This is a genomic window from Halovibrio salipaludis (assembly GCF_002286965.1).
Taxonomy (GTDB): Bacteria; Pseudomonadota; Gammaproteobacteria; order Pseudomonadales; family Oleiphilaceae; genus Halospina; species Halospina salipaludis.
In genome coordinates this window covers 1-17,444 of the sequence record NZ_NSKD01000008.1, presented here as the reverse complement: position 1 = coordinate 17,444, position 17,444 = coordinate 1, and the positions used below count along the sequence as shown (strand labels likewise).

At 59.6% G+C, this 17,444-nt stretch carries 18 protein-coding genes; 9 read left to right on the top strand and 9 right to left on the bottom strand.

Features of this window, described 5'->3' with window-relative positions; all coding sequences use genetic code 11:
- Window positions 1-2: 2 nt before the first annotated feature.
- A complete protein-coding gene (locus tag CK501_RS13995; protein WP_095618369.1) occupies window positions 3-317 on the bottom strand; it encodes an STAS domain-containing protein in 315 nt (104 codons plus the stop codon).
- 21 nt (window positions 318-338) lie between these two features.
- Complete coding sequence (locus tag CK501_RS13990; protein ID WP_095618368.1) at window positions 339-1,553, bottom strand: methyl-accepting chemotaxis protein; 1,215 nt, start codon at window positions 1,551-1,553, stop codon at window positions 339-341.
- A 172-nt stretch (window positions 1,554-1,725) separates the two neighbouring features.
- Between CK501_RS13990 and CK501_RS13985 the strand changes: the two genes are divergently transcribed.
- Together CK501_RS13985 and CK501_RS13980 are read left to right on the top strand one after the other, a co-directional pair.
- The gene (locus CK501_RS13985; RefSeq protein WP_095618367.1) at window positions 1,726-2,754 is read left to right on the top strand and encodes an alpha/beta hydrolase; all 1,029 of its coding nucleotides are present in this window, start codon (window positions 1,726-1,728) and stop codon (window positions 2,752-2,754) included.
- A complete protein-coding gene (locus CK501_RS13980) occupies window positions 2,751-3,407 on the top strand; it encodes an OmpA family protein (RefSeq protein WP_095618366.1) in 657 nt (218 codons plus the stop codon). Before CK501_RS13985 ends, CK501_RS13980 begins: the two co-directional genes overlap by 4 nt.
- A 4-nt stretch (window positions 3,408-3,411) precedes the next feature.
- Here CK501_RS13980 and CK501_RS13975 read toward each other — a convergent pair whose 3' ends face one another.
- From CK501_RS13975 to serA, 3 genes are all read right to left on the bottom strand, one after another.
- Complete coding sequence (locus CK501_RS13975) at window positions 3,412-5,190, bottom strand: SLC13 family permease (protein WP_095618365.1); 1,779 nt, start codon at window positions 5,188-5,190, stop codon at window positions 3,412-3,414.
- Window positions 5,191-5,347: 157 nt separating this feature from the next.
- Entirely contained in the window at window positions 5,348-5,629 is a 282-nt protein-coding gene (locus CK501_RS13970; protein WP_095618364.1) for a sll1863 family stress response protein, read from the bottom strand.
- 20 nt (window positions 5,630-5,649) lie between these two features.
- Window positions 5,650-6,879 (bottom strand): phosphoglycerate dehydrogenase, encoded by a 1,230-nt coding sequence (serA, locus tag CK501_RS13965; RefSeq protein WP_095618363.1) that lies wholly within the window; start codon window positions 6,877-6,879, stop codon window positions 5,650-5,652.
- Window positions 6,880-7,040: 161 nt separating this feature from the next.
- Between serA and CK501_RS13960 the strand changes: the two genes are divergently transcribed.
- From CK501_RS13960 to CK501_RS13950, 3 genes are all read left to right on the top strand, one after another.
- On the top strand, window positions 7,041-8,450 hold the full coding sequence (locus CK501_RS13960) for an FAD-binding oxidoreductase (RefSeq protein WP_095618362.1): 1,410 nt from the start codon (window positions 7,041-7,043) through the stop codon (window positions 8,448-8,450).
- A 305-nt stretch (window positions 8,451-8,755) separates the two neighbouring features.
- Complete coding sequence (locus CK501_RS13955; RefSeq protein WP_095618361.1) at window positions 8,756-9,967, top strand: MFS transporter; 1,212 nt, start codon at window positions 8,756-8,758, stop codon at window positions 9,965-9,967.
- Between the two features lie 93 nt (window positions 9,968-10,060).
- On the top strand, window positions 10,061-11,059 hold the full coding sequence (locus CK501_RS13950) for an NADP-dependent oxidoreductase (RefSeq protein WP_095618360.1): 999 nt from the start codon (window positions 10,061-10,063) through the stop codon (window positions 11,057-11,059).
- A 45-nt stretch (window positions 11,060-11,104) separates the two neighbouring features.
- Here CK501_RS13950 and CK501_RS13945 read toward each other — a convergent pair whose 3' ends face one another.
- Both CK501_RS13945 and CK501_RS13940 read right to left on the bottom strand, forming a co-directional pair.
- On the bottom strand, window positions 11,105-12,433 hold the full coding sequence (locus CK501_RS13945; RefSeq protein WP_095618359.1) for an ABC1 kinase family protein: 1,329 nt from the start codon (window positions 12,431-12,433) through the stop codon (window positions 11,105-11,107).
- 18 nt (window positions 12,434-12,451) lie between these two features.
- Window positions 12,452-13,117 (bottom strand): fumarylacetoacetate hydrolase family protein, encoded by a 666-nt coding sequence (locus CK501_RS13940; RefSeq protein WP_095618358.1) that lies wholly within the window; start codon window positions 13,115-13,117, stop codon window positions 12,452-12,454.
- A 191-nt stretch (window positions 13,118-13,308) separates the two neighbouring features.
- Between CK501_RS13940 and CK501_RS13935 the strand changes: the two genes are divergently transcribed.
- The 3 genes from CK501_RS13935 to CK501_RS13925 all read left to right on the top strand — a co-directional run bounded on the left by CK501_RS13935 (window position 13,309) and on the right by CK501_RS13925 (window position 15,715).
- The gene (locus tag CK501_RS13935) at window positions 13,309-13,938 is read left to right on the top strand and encodes a TetR family transcriptional regulator (protein WP_095618357.1); all 630 of its coding nucleotides are present in this window, start codon (window positions 13,309-13,311) and stop codon (window positions 13,936-13,938) included.
- 9 nt (window positions 13,939-13,947) lie between these two features.
- Window positions 13,948-14,529, top strand: a complete 582-nt coding sequence (locus tag CK501_RS13930) for a hypothetical protein (protein ID WP_095618356.1) — start codon at window positions 13,948-13,950, stop codon at window positions 14,527-14,529.
- 208 nt (window positions 14,530-14,737) lie between these two features.
- Entirely contained in the window at window positions 14,738-15,715 is a 978-nt protein-coding gene (locus CK501_RS13925) for an NADPH:quinone oxidoreductase family protein (protein ID WP_095618355.1), read from the top strand.
- A gap of 421 nt (window positions 15,716-16,136) precedes the next feature.
- Here the strand turns inward: CK501_RS13925 and CK501_RS13920 are convergent, their stop codons facing one another.
- Together CK501_RS13920 and CK501_RS13915 are read right to left on the bottom strand one after the other, a co-directional pair.
- A complete protein-coding gene (locus tag CK501_RS13920; protein WP_143421446.1) occupies window positions 16,137-16,367 on the bottom strand; it encodes a hypothetical protein in 231 nt (76 codons plus the stop codon).
- Window positions 16,368-16,519: 152 nt separating this feature from the next.
- Complete coding sequence (locus CK501_RS13915) at window positions 16,520-17,188, bottom strand: hypothetical protein (RefSeq protein ID WP_143421445.1); 669 nt, start codon at window positions 17,186-17,188, stop codon at window positions 16,520-16,522.
- A gap of 110 nt (window positions 17,189-17,298) precedes the next feature.
- Between CK501_RS13915 and CK501_RS13910 the strand changes: the two genes are divergently transcribed.
- Window positions 17,299-17,444 (top strand): helix-turn-helix domain-containing protein (locus CK501_RS13910; protein ID WP_143421444.1); only part of this gene is annotated, 146 nt, incomplete at its 3' end.

Below are 17,444 nucleotides of genomic sequence, written 5' to 3'. Positions count from 1 at the left end.
GCTCAGTCGATGAAGCGGAACATGCGCTGGAAATGCGCGATCTCCAGGATCTCCTGTACAACGCCTGTGGCACCCCGGATCACAATCTCAATGCCGCGGTCCTGGGCCTTTTCGCGCAGCAGCAGAAGGGTTCCGAGAGCGGCGCTGTCCAGATAATCCAGTCTGCTGAGGTCGAGCACAATGAATTTCGCTCCGGGGGTGTCCAGCGCTTCCGTCTGTTTGGGCTTGAACTCGCTGTAGGCGTTGAAATCGAACTGGCCGGAGAGGTTGAGGGTGACAGTGCCTTCCCCGTCGTCGTGTTTTTCAATGCTGAACATGGGTCAGTTTCCTTCGTTGGGTCAGAACAGGTCCACGCTGCCCTCGGACATGGAGTCCTGGGTCAGAGTGTTGTCTCGGATGCGCGTCTGCTCATCGCGTGCGCGCTCCACTTCATCTGCCAGCTCGCGCAGCCAGGTTTCCGGCTCCAGATCCGTCTGCCCCCGGATGCGGATGACCGAATCGTCCACCAGCGCCAGCCTGTCGTTCACGCGTTGCAGGATCTGGTCGACCATGTCCTGGAACTGCATCTTGCGGACGCCGGTGTTCACATCCTCACTGACCGTCTCGGCGATGCCCGCCAGCTCGTTGGCCGCTTCGTTGCGTGAGGCGTCCAGCGTCCGGATCTCCTCCATCAGTGACTCAACGGACTTCTTCGACTGCAGGGCAAAGTTCATGTCCTGGGAAGCCACCTCGTTGATGGACTGCTCAACGTGCGTTACCAGGCCCTGTACCGTGGAGACGTTGCGTCGGATGTCCTCACTGAACTGCTGGGAACGGCTGGACAGGTTCTGGACTTCCTGGGCCACCACCGCGAAGCCGCGGCCCGCCTCGCCGGCCCGGGCGGCCTCGATGGCGGCATTGATGGCCAGCAGGTTGGTCTGGCCGGCGATGCTGTCCATTTCGCCCAGATTGCCGTCGATCTTCTGCACTTCGCCCGTGATCTGGCCCATGGTATCCACCAGTTCCACGGATATCCGGCTGGTCTCGACGATGGTGTTGACGAAGTTCTCCAGAACGGCGGTGACATCCTGGACCATGCGCTCGAAGCTGACATCGCCCTCATCGTCGTTGCCGGTCACGGATTCGCTTGCGGAGAGCATGCGCCGGATCACGTCATCCTGGGTTTCCAGATGGGACTGCAGCTGGAAAAACAGGTTCATCATGTCCGGAACCGAATCGTCCAGAAGCCCCTTGAGCTGGCCGGTATCGGTACGCACGCGGTCAAGGTTGTCCTGATAGGTGGCGAGGATGTCGTTGAGCCGCTCCCGGAAGCCGCTGAACTGGTCGTTCACGGCCGCATGGGTCTGTTCCGCCTGGCTTTCACGCCCCTGGTTCAGCGTCCAGATGCCGAGTACGCCCACACCCGCCACGCCCAGCGCGCTGAGACTGATGGCCGCGGTGGTGGGCACATCCAGGAAGAGCCAGTGCAGCCAGGGCACAATGACGGCCAGGCCCACGGACAGCAGGATCGGAGGTGAGGTAATGTTGGCTGGAGTACTACGCATTTCGAGCATTACGCCACCATTCCGTGCATTGGATCAGTCTGGATGTCATGATTGACAGGCTTTTTCACAGTTGTCTGAGACAAGCTTATGCGGTCCTGTCGCTGGGTCAAACGGAAATCCCGTGAATGACACCTGACGGGGGACTGCGACATTGTTCACTCTTCGTTCAGGATCAGTCTGGATGCCGCAGCACGACAGTGCCACCCGTCCCGGTTGGGACCGCGACGCGGTTGTTGCCTCGCTTCCACCTTTCAGTTTCTCGCAGACCCCGGAGCCGGATACCACGGTCGCCGCCTACCAGGCCTTCTACCGTCTTGAGCCCGGTCCGGAGTTCCCTTCGGTGCGTCACCACCTGGGCTGGATACGGGCAGCGGGATACCGTATCGCCACGCATTACTACGAACAGCCCGGCGCCCACGGGACCGTATTTCTTTTCCATGGCTACTTTGACCATGCCGGCCTCTATACCCGTATGATCCGTTACTGCCTCGGTCTGGGGTTGAATGTGCTGATCTATGACCTGCCGGGGCATGGTCTGTCGAGCGGGCGGCCGACCGCCATCGGGAGTTTCCGTGAGTACCAGCGGGTTCTCCTGACAGTGCTGGGCCTGTCCCGTGACCATGTGCCCGAGCCCTGGATCGGGGTCGGGCAGAGCACCGGCGGCGCCGTTGTGATTGACTACCTGCTTTCCTGCCGGGAGGCCCCGGATGCCATTGCCTTCAGCGGTGTGGTGCTGCTGGCGCCACTGGTTCGGCCGGCGGGCTTCAGCAGTGGCAAATGGCTGCACATGCTGATGAACCCATTCCGGGAGACCTGGAAGAGGGTGTTTACCGCCAATAGTAATGACAGTGAGTTCGTGCGCTTTCTCAAGGAGCACGACCCACTCCAGGCGCGGTTCATGGCCATGAACTGGGTGACTGCCCTGAAGCGGTGGATTCCGCGTATCGAGGCAGCGTTGCCGGTGGACTATGATCTCGCTGTTGTCCAGGGCGAGCAGGACATGACCGTGGACTGGCGGCACAACCTGCGGGTGCTTCGGCGTAAGTTCCGGCGACTGCGGCTTTACCAGATCCCGGAGGGCAGGCATCATCTGGTGAACGAGGCGGATCCCATCCTGGGCCAGGTCCAGGATGCGGTTGGCGCTGAGATTGAGCGGGTGCTGGCGGAAGCCGTCATGCCCGGTGTCCACAGAAAGGGGAATGAGGAATGAAAAAAACGCTGATGGCTGTTGCCCTGAGCACCACCATGATCAGTGGCTGTGCCACCCAGGATGCCTATACCGGTGAACAGCAGACCTCGAAGACCGTGATCGGCAGTGTGATCGGTGCTGTTGCCGGTGCGGCCACTGGTGCCGCGACCTCAAGCAAGGGGGACCGGGAGAAGGGCATCATGATCGGCGCCGCCTCGGGTGGGCTGCTCGGCGCCGGTATCGGCCAGTACATGGACCGCCAGGAAGCGCAGCTGCGCCAGCGGCTCGAGGGTACCGGCGTCCGGGTCAAGCGTGATGGCAACAAGATTGAGCTGATCATGCCTGGCAATATCACCTTTGACGTGGATCGCTCGAACATCCGTACGTCCTTCCACGACGTGCTGGATTCCGTGGTACTGGTGGTGAAGGAGTTTGATCAGACCGCCATCGCTGTGGGTGGCCACACCGACAATACTGGTAGTTTTGAGTACAACCAGCAGCTCAGTGAGAAGCGTGCCCAGTCCGTGGCCCAGTATCTGCTCAACCAGGGCGTGGCTCAGGGGCGTGTCCATACCAGTGGCTATGGCCCGCGCTTCCCCATCGCCAGCAATGATACCGAGCAGGGACGCCAGCAGAACCGCCGTGTCGAGATCGACCTGATGCCCATGGAGTGAGGCCTCAGCCCGCCCCGCCGGGATAGACGGTGCTGACGGTCAGTACCGTCATGATCCCGCACAGAATGTTCAGGGGCAGGCCGGCGCGCATGAAATCGATGAACCGGAACCCGCCAGGGCCGAAGACCATCAGGTTGGTCTGGTAGCCCAGTGGCGTGGTGAAGCTCGCGGAGGCTGCCATCATCAGCGTGAGCACAAAGGGTTCCGCGGGCATGCCGGTGCTCTGGGTGATCGCCAGTACAATCGGAAGCGTCAGCAGGGCCGCCGCGTTGTTGGTGATCATTTCTGTCATGACGTTCACCAGTGCATAGGTGGCCACCAGCATCAGCAGGTAGTCCCCCGCTGTCAGGCTGAGCACACCGTGAGCCAGCCAGGCGGCCGCCCCCGTCTTGTCCATGGCATTACCGAGCGCGAATGAGCACGCGATGGTCAGCAACACATGGCCATCCAGGCTGCGTCGGGCCAGGTTCAGGTTCAGGCACTTGGTGGCCATCATCGCCAGTGCGCCGACCATGGCGGCATGCAGCATCGACAGGGTATTGGTGGCGGCCAGCAGTACCACCGCCAGCAGAATGGTCCAGGCCCGCCAGGACTTGCGGTGGTCCGGGCTTTCCTCTTCCGTGTCGTTGACCAGCAGGAAGTCCCGCGAGTAGCGCTGCCGGGTCACGAACACGGGCCGGGCCTCCAGCAACAGCGTGTCTGCCGATTCCAGTCGGATATTGCCGAGATTGCCTTCGATGCGCTGGCCATTGCGGGCGATGGCCAGCACCACCGCACCGTATTTCTCCCGGAAACGACTCTCCCGGATGGTGCTGCCCACAGCCAGGCACTCGGGAGATACCACGGCCTCGACAATGCGCCGCTCCGGTGCTTCCTTGGCAAGCAGGGGCTGTTCCTCGGTGGAGGGCACCAGGCCCCGGATCTGGCGCAGTTCAATGATCGACTGGACGTCACCGGCGAATACCAGGCGGTCGCCGCTGCGCAGCCGTTCTTCGGACGGCACGGCGGTAACCACACCGCCCTCGCGTTCGATTTCCACCAGGTACAGGCCCTGAAGGTGGCGCAGCCCGGCTTCTTCCACGGTCTGGCCGACCAGCGGGCCGTCATTGGCCACGGCCATCTCCACCGTGTATTCACGGAAATCGCCAAACATCTGCCTGCCATTATTCCGGCGGCCACGGAGCACGAACGGCAACCAGAGTACGATGAAGGCAAGGCCAACCAGTACCACCGGCACACTGATCCGGGTGATATCGAAGAGGTGGAACCCTTCGGTATCCGCCAGATCCATATAGAGGCCATTGACGATGAGGTTGGTGCTGGTGCCGATCAGGGTCAGTGTGCCGCCCAGGATGGCGGCGTAGCTCAGGGTCATGAGCAGCGGCGCCACGGGAATGCCGTGGTGGCGGGCCCAGCGTGCAATGGCCGGGATGAAGGTGGCGACCACCGGGGTATTGTTCAGGAAGCCACTGAGCCCGGCGACCGGGGCGATGACCCTGGCCTGGGCGTACCGTACCGTCTGCGGGTGCCCGAGCAGGTGCTTGATGATCCAGTCCAGACCACCGGTGTTATGGATGCCGGCCGCGATCACGTACATGAAGGCAACGGTGATCAGGCCGCTGTTGCTGAAGCCGGCCAGTGCCTCCTGGTGGGTCAGGATGCCGGAGATGGTCAGGAAGATCAGGGCGGTGAGCATGACCAGGTCGGTCCCAAGGCGTGTGGTCATCAGGGTGATGAGCACACCGGCCACGGTCATAAGGCTTATCCAGCCGTTCCAGCCCATTACGCCTCTCGGGTCATCTGTGAAATACCGGGAGAGGCTACCACTGGCCCATATTACCAGAAAGCCTTATTGTTCATTTTGATATTCGTTTTCGGAATTAATGAAGGAGGAGAGAAAAAGACGGACACCCGGCTGGGCGGGTGTCCCGGGGGTAGGCTCAGGAGCGACGGTTCAGGAAGTCCTCAACCTTGCTCTTGAGCTCACTGAGGCGTGACTCGCCACTGGCGCGAAGTTCCTCAAGCCGGGTGCGGGCCGTATCGATATCCTCCTTGAGATCGGCAATCCGCTTGGCGGTCTTTTCCTTGAGTTCTTCCGTGGCCTGGTGGTTCTCCGCCTTGGCCTTATACTCATTGAACTGCGCCCGAAGAGTCTCGAGCCGGCTTTCCCAGCTCTCAACCTGCGTTTCCAGTTTCTGGATCAGCGTATCCTTCAGTGACATGTCACACCTCCTCGAGTGTGTCAGAACAGTACCCGTGCCTTGATGGTGCCCTTCACTTCACGGAGTTTCTTCAGGGCCACATCGCTGTACGCCTTGTCGACGTCCACCACGACATAACCAATCTGATCATTGGTGCGCAGGTACTGTCCACACACATTCACGTCATTTTCGGAGAAGATCTGGTTGATCTCGGACATGACGCCGGGGATGTTCTCGTGGATGTGCAGCAGCCGGTGCTGGTTCGGGTGCTCCGGCAGGGCCACTTCCGGGAAGTTCACCGAGCCCACGGAGGTACCGTTGTCGCTGTAGGTGGCCAGCTTCTCGGCCACTTCGGAGCCGATGTTCTCCTGCGCTTCCACGGTGGAGCCGCCCACGTGGGGGGTCAGGATGACGTTGTCGAACTCACGCAGCGGGGAGACGAACTCCTCGTTGTTGGACTTCGGCTCGGTCGGGAAGACATCCACGGCCGCGCCAAGCAGCTTGCCGGAGCGCAGGGCGTCGGCGAGGGCATCAATGTCCAGCACGGTACCGCGCGAGGCATTGATCAGGATGCTGCCCTGCTTCATCTGGGCCAGCTCGTCGGCGCCGAACATGTCGCGTGTGGATTCGGTCTCCGGGACGTGCAGGGTAACCACGTCGGACATCGCCAGCAGCTCCTTCATGGAGCTCACCTGGGTCGCGTTGCCCAGTGACAGCTTGGCGATGACGTCGTAGAAGTAGACATGCATGCCCAGGGATTCGGCCAGCACGCTCAGCTGTGAGCCGATGTTGCCGTAACCGATGATGCCCAGATTCTTGCCCCGGGTTTCGTAGCTGTTGCTGGCGGACTTGGTCCAGACACCGCGGTGAGCGGCGGCGTTTTTCTCCGGTGTGCCGCGCAGCAGCAGGATGGTCTGTGCGATCACCAGCTCCGCCACGCTGCGCGTGTTGGAGTGCGGCGCGTTGAATACGGCGATGCCACGCTTCTTGGCCGCTTCCAGGTCGACCTGGTTGGTGCCGATGCAGAAGCAACCCACGGCGACAAGCTTGTTGGCGTGCTGGAAGACCTTCTCGGTGAGCTGGGTGCGTGACCGGATGCCGACGAAATGGGCATCCTTGATCTTCTCCAGCAGCTCCTCCTCCGGCAGGGAGTGACTGATGTGTTCAATGTTGGTGTAGCCGGCCGCGTTGAGCGTCTCCACGGCTGATTGATGGACGCCTTCAAGCAGCAGAAAGCGGATCTTACTCTTGTCGAGTGATGTCTTAGCCATGACAGAAAATTCCCGTCTGAGTCTGAGTTTCCGAAAAATGAAATGAAATCAGAAAGTTGCGGTCTCCGCCGCATTGTTGGAGAAGCTATGGTAGCATAGCTTACGATCTTTTCCCGACTTTTGGTCGGATTTTGAACAGCTCCTGGAGGAATCCTGACGCTATGAGTACAACGGCAACGGCGTTCGATCCGCAGACACTCGAAGGACTTCTTACCGACGGTGGTAAGGTCCTGACCGCCCCTGATGATCTGGCCGCCTATGGCTGCGACTGGACCCGCATCTACGATCCGGCGCCACTGGCTGTAGTGCTGCCAAAGTCGACGGAGGAGGTTCAGGCCATCGTCCGCTACGCCAATGAGCAGCATATGGCGCTGGTGCCTTCAGGTGGGCGCACCGGCCTGAGCGCGGGCGCTGTCGCCGCCAACGGTGAAATGGTGGTGGCCATGGATCGCATGAACCGGATCCTGGATTTCAACGCCAATGACCGCCTGGTGCAGTGCGAGGCGGGTGTGGTGACCGAGCAGCTGCAGCAGTATGCGGACGAGCAGGGCCTGTACTATCCGGTGGATTTCGCCTCTGCCGGCTCCAGTGAGCTGGGGGGCAACATTGCCACCAACGCCGGTGGCATCAAGGTGATCCGCTACGGCATGACCCGTGACTGGGTGCTGGGCCTGAAGGTGGTCACCGGTGCCGGCGAGATCCTGGAGCTCAACAACGGGCTGGAGAAGAACAACACTGGCTATGACCTGCGCCAGCTGTTCATCGGCGGCGAGGGCACCCTGGGCTTCATTACCGAGGCGACCATGAAGCTGGCGCGCCAGCCCTCCAACCTGACGGTGATGGTTCTGGGGCTGAATGACCTGAGCAACACCATGGATGTGCTCCAGAGTTTCCGCTCCAAGCTGGACCTGACCGCTTACGAGTTCTTCTCCAACGAGGCGATCGCGCACGTCCAGGCGCACGCCGAGGTGCCGCGGCCGTTCGAGACCGAGTGCCCCTACTACGCGCTGTTGGAGTTCGAGGCGACCTCCGAGGGTGTGATGGAGGAGGCCATGGCGCTGTTCGAGCACTGTGTGGAGCAGGAATGGGTGGTTGATGGCGTGATCAGCCAGAGCGAGGGTCAGGCGGAGAAGCTGTGGCAGCTGCGCGAGCGGATCTCTGAGTCCATTGCGCCGCATACGCCCTACAAGAATGATCTATCGGTTCGGATTTCGCGGGTGCCGGAGTTCCTGAACGAGATCCATTCGGTGGTGAGCAAGGAGTACCCGGATTTCGAGATCATCTGGTACGGCCACATTGGTGACGGTAACCTGCACCTGAACATCCTCAAGCCGGCGGATATGGAGAAGCAGGAGTTTTTCAAGCGCTGTGAGACGGTGAATGATCTGGTGTTTGAGATTGTTCAGCGGTATGAGGGCAGTGTTTCGGCTGAGCATGGTGTTGGGATGGTGAAGAAGAAGTACCTTGGCTTCACCAAGAGCGCTGAAGAGATTGCCGTGATGAAAGGCATCAAGAAAGTGTTCGACCCCAACGGCATCATGAACCCTGGCAAGCTGATCGATTCGGACTGAGTCCGTCTGGCTTTAGGGCGCTGAGAGTGGTCCCTGGTTCGTCGCGTGCGACTGGTCGGGGACTGCTTGCAGCGGCCAACCTCTCCTCTGATCTCCAAACCCGATTGATCTCCTGCATTAAAACTACCCAATTACCCCTATTGATGAGTATAGACGACCGGTCTAGTATGCGCGGCGTGCACGATCACCGATCACGCGACTGAATCATTCGATCCTGTGGCGCGGCGGGTTTCCGGCGACACTGGCCTTGCTACCGTGTTTGCCGACCGGGTGCGTTGGGACAGACCCGCGTCTGAGAGCTTTTTATGATCCTGGGCAGTTCGAAAACGACGTTTCTGGCGATCGCACTGGTCTTCGCCGTCATCATGATGGGCACGACGCTGCCAACCCCACTGTATCCGTTGTACCAACAGAAGCTGGGTTTTTCACAACTCATGATTACGGTCATTTTTGCGACCTACGCGGTTGGCGTGATCGTCGCGCTTTTGTCGGTCGGCACCTGGTCTGATCAACTGGGCCGCAGGCCGCTCCTTGGAGTGGGCCTGGCGTTGTCCGCGGCCAGCGCTGTTCTGTTTCTGGTCGGCGGTAGCGTCGGCCCGTTACTGCTTGGGCGTCTGCTTTCCGGTCTATCAGCAGGCATCTTCACGGGGACGGCAACGGTGACCGTTGTGGAGCTCGCGCCACGGGCCTGGTTGAGTAAAGCCACCTTCGTTGCCACAGCTGCGAACATGGGGGGACTCGGTCTCGGTCCATTGGTTGCGGGGGGACTGTCGCAATACCTTCCCGCGCCCCTGCACCTGTGCTTTATCCTTGATCTTGTGCTCTTGGCACTGGGGGGTGCGGTCGTCTGGTGCGCCCCGGAGACGGTGACGCAACCGGCCGGGCAGCGGTTGCGCGTGCAGGTGCCACGGGTGCCTGCCGAAGTCCGGGGCGTGTTCCTGCCGGCTGCGATTGCCGGCTTCGCCGGCTTTGCGGTTCTGGGCTTGTTTACCGCTGTGGCCCCCGCGGTTATGGGCAATATCCTGGAGATCACCAATAGGGCGACCGCCGGTGCCGTCGTTTTCGTGGTCTTCATCGCCTCCACCGCCGGACAGGGTGGCCAGCAACGCCTTCCGGAAACGTGGCGGCTGCCGGTGGGGTGCCTCTTACTGGTCGTCGGCGTTGCCCTGATTGGGGCGGCTATTGGTCTTGCTTCACTGACGGCGTTGCTGGCCGGCGCCGTGATAGCGGGCCTGGGTCAGGGCGTTACGCTTCGCGCCGGCCTGGGCGCGGTTGCAGCAGCCAGCCCCTCCCATCGCCGTGGTGAGGTTCTTTCAACGTTTTTCGTGGTCCTCTACCTGGCCCTTTCGGTGCCTGTGATCGGCATCGGTATTGCTGCCGACACACTCGGCTTACGCACAGCCGGCCTGATTTTCACGGTGGCCGTGGCCACGCTGGGGCTGACGGCACTGGGTAGCTTGCTGATCCAGCGCCGCAGCAAGGACTCAGCGACTGAATCTACTGTTGTTTCTGATTGAACGGTCGATCCCGAACCAATCTTTGCAGCGTTATCGGAGTTTGAACGCGATCGACGACGCGTTTGAGCCCTACATCATCCCAAGGAGTTACTTATGCAGAGCCAGTTTTTCAGCCTGAACAGTCATCCGCAGGGCCTCCCGGATCAGAGCCTGTTCGACCTCAAGACCGCTGAACTCCCCGAACTGAGCGATGGCGAAGTGCGGGTTAGCAATACCTGGCTATCAGTGGATCCGTACATGCGTGGCCGCATGGACGGTGTGACGACCTACATTGAGCCCTTTGAGCTGGGCAAGCCCATGGACGGTGCGGCTGTGGGTGAAGTCATCGCCTCCAGAGATTCGCGTTTTAGCGAAGGTGACCGGGTGCGCCATGCGGGCGGCTGGCGTGATGTCGCTCAGCTCCCTGCTGATCAGATTGAGCCGCTGCCCGATTTTGAAGTCCCTGAACAGGCCTATCTCGGCGTCCTCGGCATGCCGGGCATGACTGCCTGGACAGGACTGAACACCATCGCCGAAATGCAGGAGGGCGACAATGTACTCGTCAGCGCCGCCAGCGGCGCGGTGGGTTCGCTGGCCGTGCAGCTGGCCAAGGCCAAAGGCGGCACGGTGGTGGGTATTGCCGGCAGCCAGGAAAAACTGGACTGGCTGGAGTCGCTGGGCGTGAAGGCCGTCAGCTACCGGAACAAGGACGCCACGCAGCTGAGCAAGGATCTCAAAGCGGCTTGCCCGGATGGTTTTGACGTTTACTTCGAGAACGTCGGTGGCGACTGCCTGGAGGCGGCATTGAACAACCTGCGCGTGGGCGCACGCATCGCGGTCTGCGGCATGATCTCGCGCTATAACGATCAGAGCGCGTCAGCCGGCCCCGGTAACCTTGCGATGATTCTGATCCGGCGTGCCCGCATGCAGGGCTTCATTGTCTTCGACCACTGGGACCAGTACCCGTCGTTCCTTAACGAAGTAGGTCCTTTGGTGGCGCGGGGCGAGATCGATTACAGAGAAACCGTCGAAGACGGGCTGGAGAAAACTCCGGAGGCGTTCCTGAAACTGTTCGAAGGCGCCAACCAGGGCAAAATGCTGGTCAGGCTCTAGAGTCAGAAAACGCGGCCATCCGCATCCAAGGGGTGGCCGCTTTGTTCAGTGCGCTGAGCCCTGTCCTTCATCTCCCGCCAGATATTCCTCCAGCAACGGCCGGAAGTCGGTCTTCACGCCCAGGCGCTTCATCATCCAATAGTGGCCGGCGATCATGCGGTCGATGAGGATGCTTTCGACCGGCGGCTTGAAGGCGTTCAGGTGTTTGAAAACCGTATGGGTATGAGCGGCCACTTGCTGGTGAAGGTTGGACTGGCCGAAGTCGTAGGGCTGGTTTTCCGGCGCGAAGGGCTGGTAAAGGATGTTCCGCCACATGGCGTAGTATTCAGGGTCCACTGATGGGTGGTCTTCCACGCGGGCGCCGAGGTGGATCAGGTGCTGGTCCAGGGCCGCATAGTCCTCGTTCAGCGCGTCGATGATGCAGTTGCGGTAGGCCGCTACGGTGGAGGGCCGCAGGGTTTTGACGCAGCCGAAATCGTAGAGGACGACGGTGCCGTCCGGCCGGTAGGCGAAGTTGCCCGCATGGGGATCGCCGTGGATGCAGCGGTGGCGGAACAGGCCGTCGGCCATGGTGCGGAAGATGCGGTGGCCGATAGCGTTGATGGTGTCCTGGTCGTAGCGTTCGCGGGTGACCTCGCTGATGTGATCGCCTTCGACCTTTTCCATCGTGAGTACGCGGCGTGAGCTGCGTTCGGGGATGGCTTCCGGAATCAGGATGCCGTCGTCGCCCCCGTGCTGTTGGGCAAACTGGTGGATGTTTCGGGCTTCGTTCTCGTAGTCGAGTTCTTCGTGCAGCCGGTCGCGGACCTCGTTGAACAGGTCGTCGACGCTTTCCTTGGGCATTTTCAGCAACCCGCCCAGACGCAGGGCGGTACGCAGCTGGCGCAGGTCGGAGTCGCAGGAGCGGTCAACGCCGGGATACTGGATCTTGATGACCACCTGGCGACCATCAAGAAGCTGGCCGGCATGGACCTGGCCGATGGAGGCGGCGGCGTAGGGGGTTTCGTCCACGCTGGCGAACAGGTTTTCGAGGCTGTCCCCGAGCTCGCTCTCGATCTGCTGTCGGATGACGGCGAACTCCATCGCCGGCGCTTCCTTCTGCAGGCGCTGGAGGGCATCCGTGAGTTCCCGGGGCAGGAAGTCCTGGGTCTGGGAGGCGATCTGGCCGACCTTCATCACGGCACCCTTGAGCTCGCCCAGCGTATCGACGATCTCCTCGGCCATGCGGCTGTAGTACTCGTGGCGGCTTTCCTCGCTCTCCTCGCTGAAAAGCCCGCGGGCCTTGCGCGCGGCGTAGCTGGAGGCGACTGAGCCGGTCATGCCGGCCAGCCTGAAGAAACGCCCGGTACGGGTTGTTACCGGTTTACGGCTCATGAAGTGGCGTAACTCCGCTCAGGATACAGTGGTCTCAATGCTCAGCCGGTCTTCCAGGGTGAGGGACAGCCTGTCGCCAGGGGCGAGTTGCCCCACGCCAGCCGGTGTTCCCGTCAGCACAACATCCCCGGGTTCCAGCGTAAAGTGCTTACTCATATACGACACCAGTGCGGGAATGGGTTTGAGCATATCGGCCATATTGCCATGTTGGCGGGCCTCACCGTTGATATGCAGGCTGAAATGCAAGCGCCAGGTGGCTGGGAACTGCTCCCTGGGCACAAACTCTGAGAGTGGACAGGCGCCGTCAAAGGCCTTGGCGATTTCCCACGGGTGGCCGTTCTTTTTGAGCTGGCTCTGTGTCTCGCGCAGGGTCAGATCCAGGGCCAGGCCGAGACCGATAATGGCTTCATCCGCCTCGCTGTCACTGGCGTGGGTCAGTGGCGAGCCGATCAGCAGGGCCAGTTCAGTCTCGTAGTGCACGGGCTCTGCCGTGGCAGGCATTGTGATGTGGTTTTCCAGAACCGTAACCGCTGACGGCGGTTTGATGAACAGCAGTGGCTGTGTGGGGACCGGGTTATCCAGCTCCGCTGCATGCTCGGCGTAGTTGCGGCCAACGCACACGACCTTGCTGATGGGGGCCGTGTAAGTCTCGCCATACTGGAATCGCGCCCTTGGCAGTGGCATTGGCAATCTCCGTCGATCAGGGTGACCCAAGCATAGCCGACTCGGACAAATGATTGCACGGACGTGCGGGGCAGGGGGTGAGTTGAGTGGCATCTTTTTACATACATGCTAGCATGTATGTAAATCATTAATTGATTGCACATGCCCTGCCGCACACTGGCAGCCGATGACAGCGTTTCAAGGAGGCTGGGTTGGCTCGGAAAACGAAAGCTGAAGCGGAAAAAACGCGTCAGTCGATCATGGCCTCAGCTCTGGAGCTCATCGCGCAGAGAGGGTTGAGCGGCACCAGCCTGGAGCATATTGCGAACCATGCCGGAGTAACGCGGGGAGCTGCTTATTGGCACTTTCGCAATAAGAACGATCTTTTCAGGGCGATGCTCGAAGACTGGCTGGCTCCCACCCAGCATCTGATCGCCGATTACCTGCTGGACCAACCACCAAGCCTGGAACACCTCAAGGGGTACATGGAGGCATGGCTGGCTCACCTGGAAACGGATGATCGGACCCGAAAGCTGTTCACCATCGTCTTTTTCAAGGTGGAGCAGGTCGGTGAGGCCGGAGCCCTGATTGAAGAGCTCAACCTGAAGGCGACTCAGGACCTGCAAGCGTTACAGCTGTATCTCAATGAGTTGCGTCAGGCCGGTGAAATTGATGGAGAGACTGACCTGAAACTGTTGGCAGCCAGCATCAGCGCATTCCTGATGGGACATGCCCAGACGTGGCTTGCGCGCCCCGAACACTATTCCCTGAAAGACCACGCGCAGACGTTGGTCACGCAGTTCTTTTCCGGCTATCTACCCCGAAGCACCCCTGACCATTAAGGAGATCCCATGGTTGCGCTCAAGAAGGCTGTATTGCTTATGTCACTGAATTTAATGATCTCTATTGGGGCCGGCTGCGCTTCCCCGGCACCTGAAAGCGAAGCCGCGTCAGGGGCAGATGCCGACCCGCCTGAAGCCGAGGAGCGTATCAGCGTTGAGACCGCGCCAGCGACGACTTACTTCTATCGGGAGTATCAGATGGCTGGTCCCGCGATCAGAGACCGGATCCAGCCGCTGGCTGAGGAGGTTGCGCTGGCAGCGGTAAAGCGGGCCCGTTTGACGATAACCGGCCCACTCACGCTGTTGCTTCCCGATTTCAGGCGTTATGAGGATGGCGAACTGCCTGTAGCGTTTGCCTATCCGGTTCGCGGTCACGGTGCTCGCCTTCCGAATTATGAGACCGAACGCAAAGAGCGTTTCCGGTGTCTGACGGCAGTGTTCAGCGAGCAGCAACAGGACGCCTCTGAACTCTGGCGTGAACTGTATCGGGAAGCAGCCAACCGGGGGTATGAGCCCAGTGACGACAACCGTGTTGTGATCAGGGAACAGGGCGACGGGTATCGCACCGTCTTCCAGCTCGGTCTGAAGTAGGCCCGGTTTTCAGGCACTGTAGGTGATCCGGGCGAATCTTGGGCAACGGTGTCTTACTCCATAAGGGTTGTTGATGTTTGTGGATGACCGAGATTTATTTGATCGATGTCATCGAGGGGATTAGGTTGATTGCCAGCTGGTTGCATGGGTGGGAGCGTCACGTGGCTTCCAGGATCAAACAACTGAACCGATATATGGAGATCGCACAATGAGAGCCATTCTGTGCCACGAATACGGCCCCGCCGACAAACTCCAGATCGGCGAACTGGATTCGCCGGAGGTCAAGGGCAGTGGGGTCAAGGTCCGGGTGAAGGCGGCTGGCCTTAACTTCCCGGACACACTGATCATTGAGGGCAAGTATCAGCTCAAGCCCCAGATGCCGTTTGCGCCGGGCGGTGAGATGGCCGGCGAGGTTCTGGAAGTGGGCGAGAAGGTGAGCCGCTTCAAGCCCGGAGACCGGGTTATGGGCCTGACCGGCTACGGGGCTTTCGCCGAGGAAATCGTGGCGCCGGAAGGTCAGCTCATTCCCATCCCTGATGCCATGAGCGATGAAGAGGCTGCCTCCTTTTCCATGGTCTATGGCACTTCCTACCACGCCCTGAAGCAGCGCGCGAACATCCAGGAGGGTGAGAAGCTTCTGGTATTGGGCGCCAGTGGTGGTGTGGGCCTGGCCACGGTGGAGCTCGGCAAAGCCATGGGGGCGCATGTGATCGCGGCGGCTTCGAGCCAGGCTAAGCTGGATGTGGCGAAGGAAGCCGGTGCGGATGAGCTGATCAACTACACCGAGGAGAACCTCAAGGACGCAGTGAAAAGCCGGGCGCGGCAGGGCGTGGACGTGGTCTATGACCCTGTCGGCGGTGATTTCACCGAACAGGCTCTGCGCTGCATGAACTGGAATGGCCGCCACCTGATCGTAGGCTTCGCTGCCGGCGACATCCCGCAGATTCCGGCCAACCTGCCGCTGCTCAAGGGCTGCTCGGTCGTGGGCGTGTTCTGGGGCAACTTCACCATGAAGGAGCCGGAAACCAATATGCAGAACATTATGGAGCTGCTGAAGCTGTACGGTCAGGGCAAAATCCGGCCCCGCGTGAGCGAAGTGCACCCCTTCGAGGATTACGTGAAGGCTCTGAACGGCCTCAGTGAGCGGCGTGCGACCGGGAAGATCGTGCTTAAGGTTGCTGACTGAGGCGTTTGTTGGCGCCGTAGTACGGTTGCAGGGAGGAACTGGTGCTGAACGATTAGATAATCTCTAATCGTTCAGCATTTCAGTTATCAAGTTTTACTTGATGACTCGCGAAAGTCTGGTATTTCGAGAGAAAGGGCCCAGAGACTTAAAATCTTGGGGCCTTATGGCCGTGCCGGTTCAAGTCCGGCCACCCGCACCATTTATGATCAACTACTTACAAAATCATCTTTTTGGCGCGCTATCTGAGCGTTTACCCATGTAGACACAATGTAGACATAAAATGCTTGAGAAACATGGCGCTCTTTGGCTAGATATTTGGGAAGTCTGAGAGTGAAAAAGGGATCTGCTAACCCCTCACTTGGTGCCAACCCCCGAGATTAATGACTGCTCCCCGTGGATGCTACTGCATTGTAGCGATGTATCAGTAGATAATGCTCCACACGACCCAGAGCAGGAAAACCAACAACGGCAACCGCATAGGCGCGAATCCGAGGTCGCGCAGCCACCGATATTCCTCCCAACCATTAGGGACATTGTTGTGCTTCCAGCTGGTTCGGAACCGGGCATCTGGTTGGTGGGTGCGGTCGCGACCCGATTCGCCGAGGGAGTACAAGAAGAATCCGGCCAAGAACGCGACCAGCGATGCCTTCATTACAAAATCCGCCACAGCCAGTTCGTACACCGTGTATCGCTTTCCGTCACTGTTACGCCAAAGGTTTTCTGCCCAGCGCCCAACGTTTCACTAACTGGAGCGGGGTCCGAGCGTTCGGTTGACTGGGTTATTAGCGCTCTTAAATTTGATATTTATAGCTTTGGTTTGATCCCGAGTGCTCTCTTAACGGGCACGAAAAAGTATCTTTTGCCTTTGGTTTCATCCGAGTCTTCAGGAAAATCTAGATCTGGGTATTCCTCGCCTTCCGTCCTGATGATGCGCCAGGATCGTTGAGCTTCATTCCCATCTCGATCGAAAGCCGTTAAGCCGAGGAATTCGCCCGTTATCGGCATATCTTCAATTGCAGTATCTGGATGTCCTTTAATACTTCGAGTCCAGGCTTCCGCAATATGTATAACGCATTGTGGTTGTTGGATTTCAGCCTGATCTCCAATCATTCTCCAGAAGAAATACTTATCGGTTTGATCTGCAAAGGCAGTGGTTGCTTGGTATCGAGGAACCCAGTTCCTATCGAGAAAAAAGACCATGGGAACATGGTATCCCCACGTCTTGAATGTCATGTAAGCCATCTGGGAATAGAACTCAATTGCAGTCTCAAAATTTGTCGGCTTGCCAGTTGTCCTCGATATCTCCTTAATTTCCTTCCGAATCGATTCGGGAACGGAATTCCACGTGTCTGACTTTCGCGCCTCATTACGAATCGTGTAGGTCGAATTGTCGCGAACTTTAACAAGCTGTGCACGAACGGCACTCTCACCAAAAGACGCCACCTGAGCCGGGCTAGGGATCGAGTCGGGCAATTGTCGGCCTGAATTCAGATAATAACTGCAGCACTTTGGTTTAGCCGGGTAGAGGAAGGAGGGCCGCCGCCGGTACCCTCACCGCCTTTACCGACCAAAGTGAAGAGCAGATGGGATACCGACAACTGACCCAACGACAACGATACCAGATTGAGGCTGGTTTGCAGCACCGCTGCAGCCTTCGTGCGATCGCCCAGCTTGTGGGGTGCAGCAATAGCACCGTTTCGCGTGAGATCCGGCGCAACAGCAGTGCCCA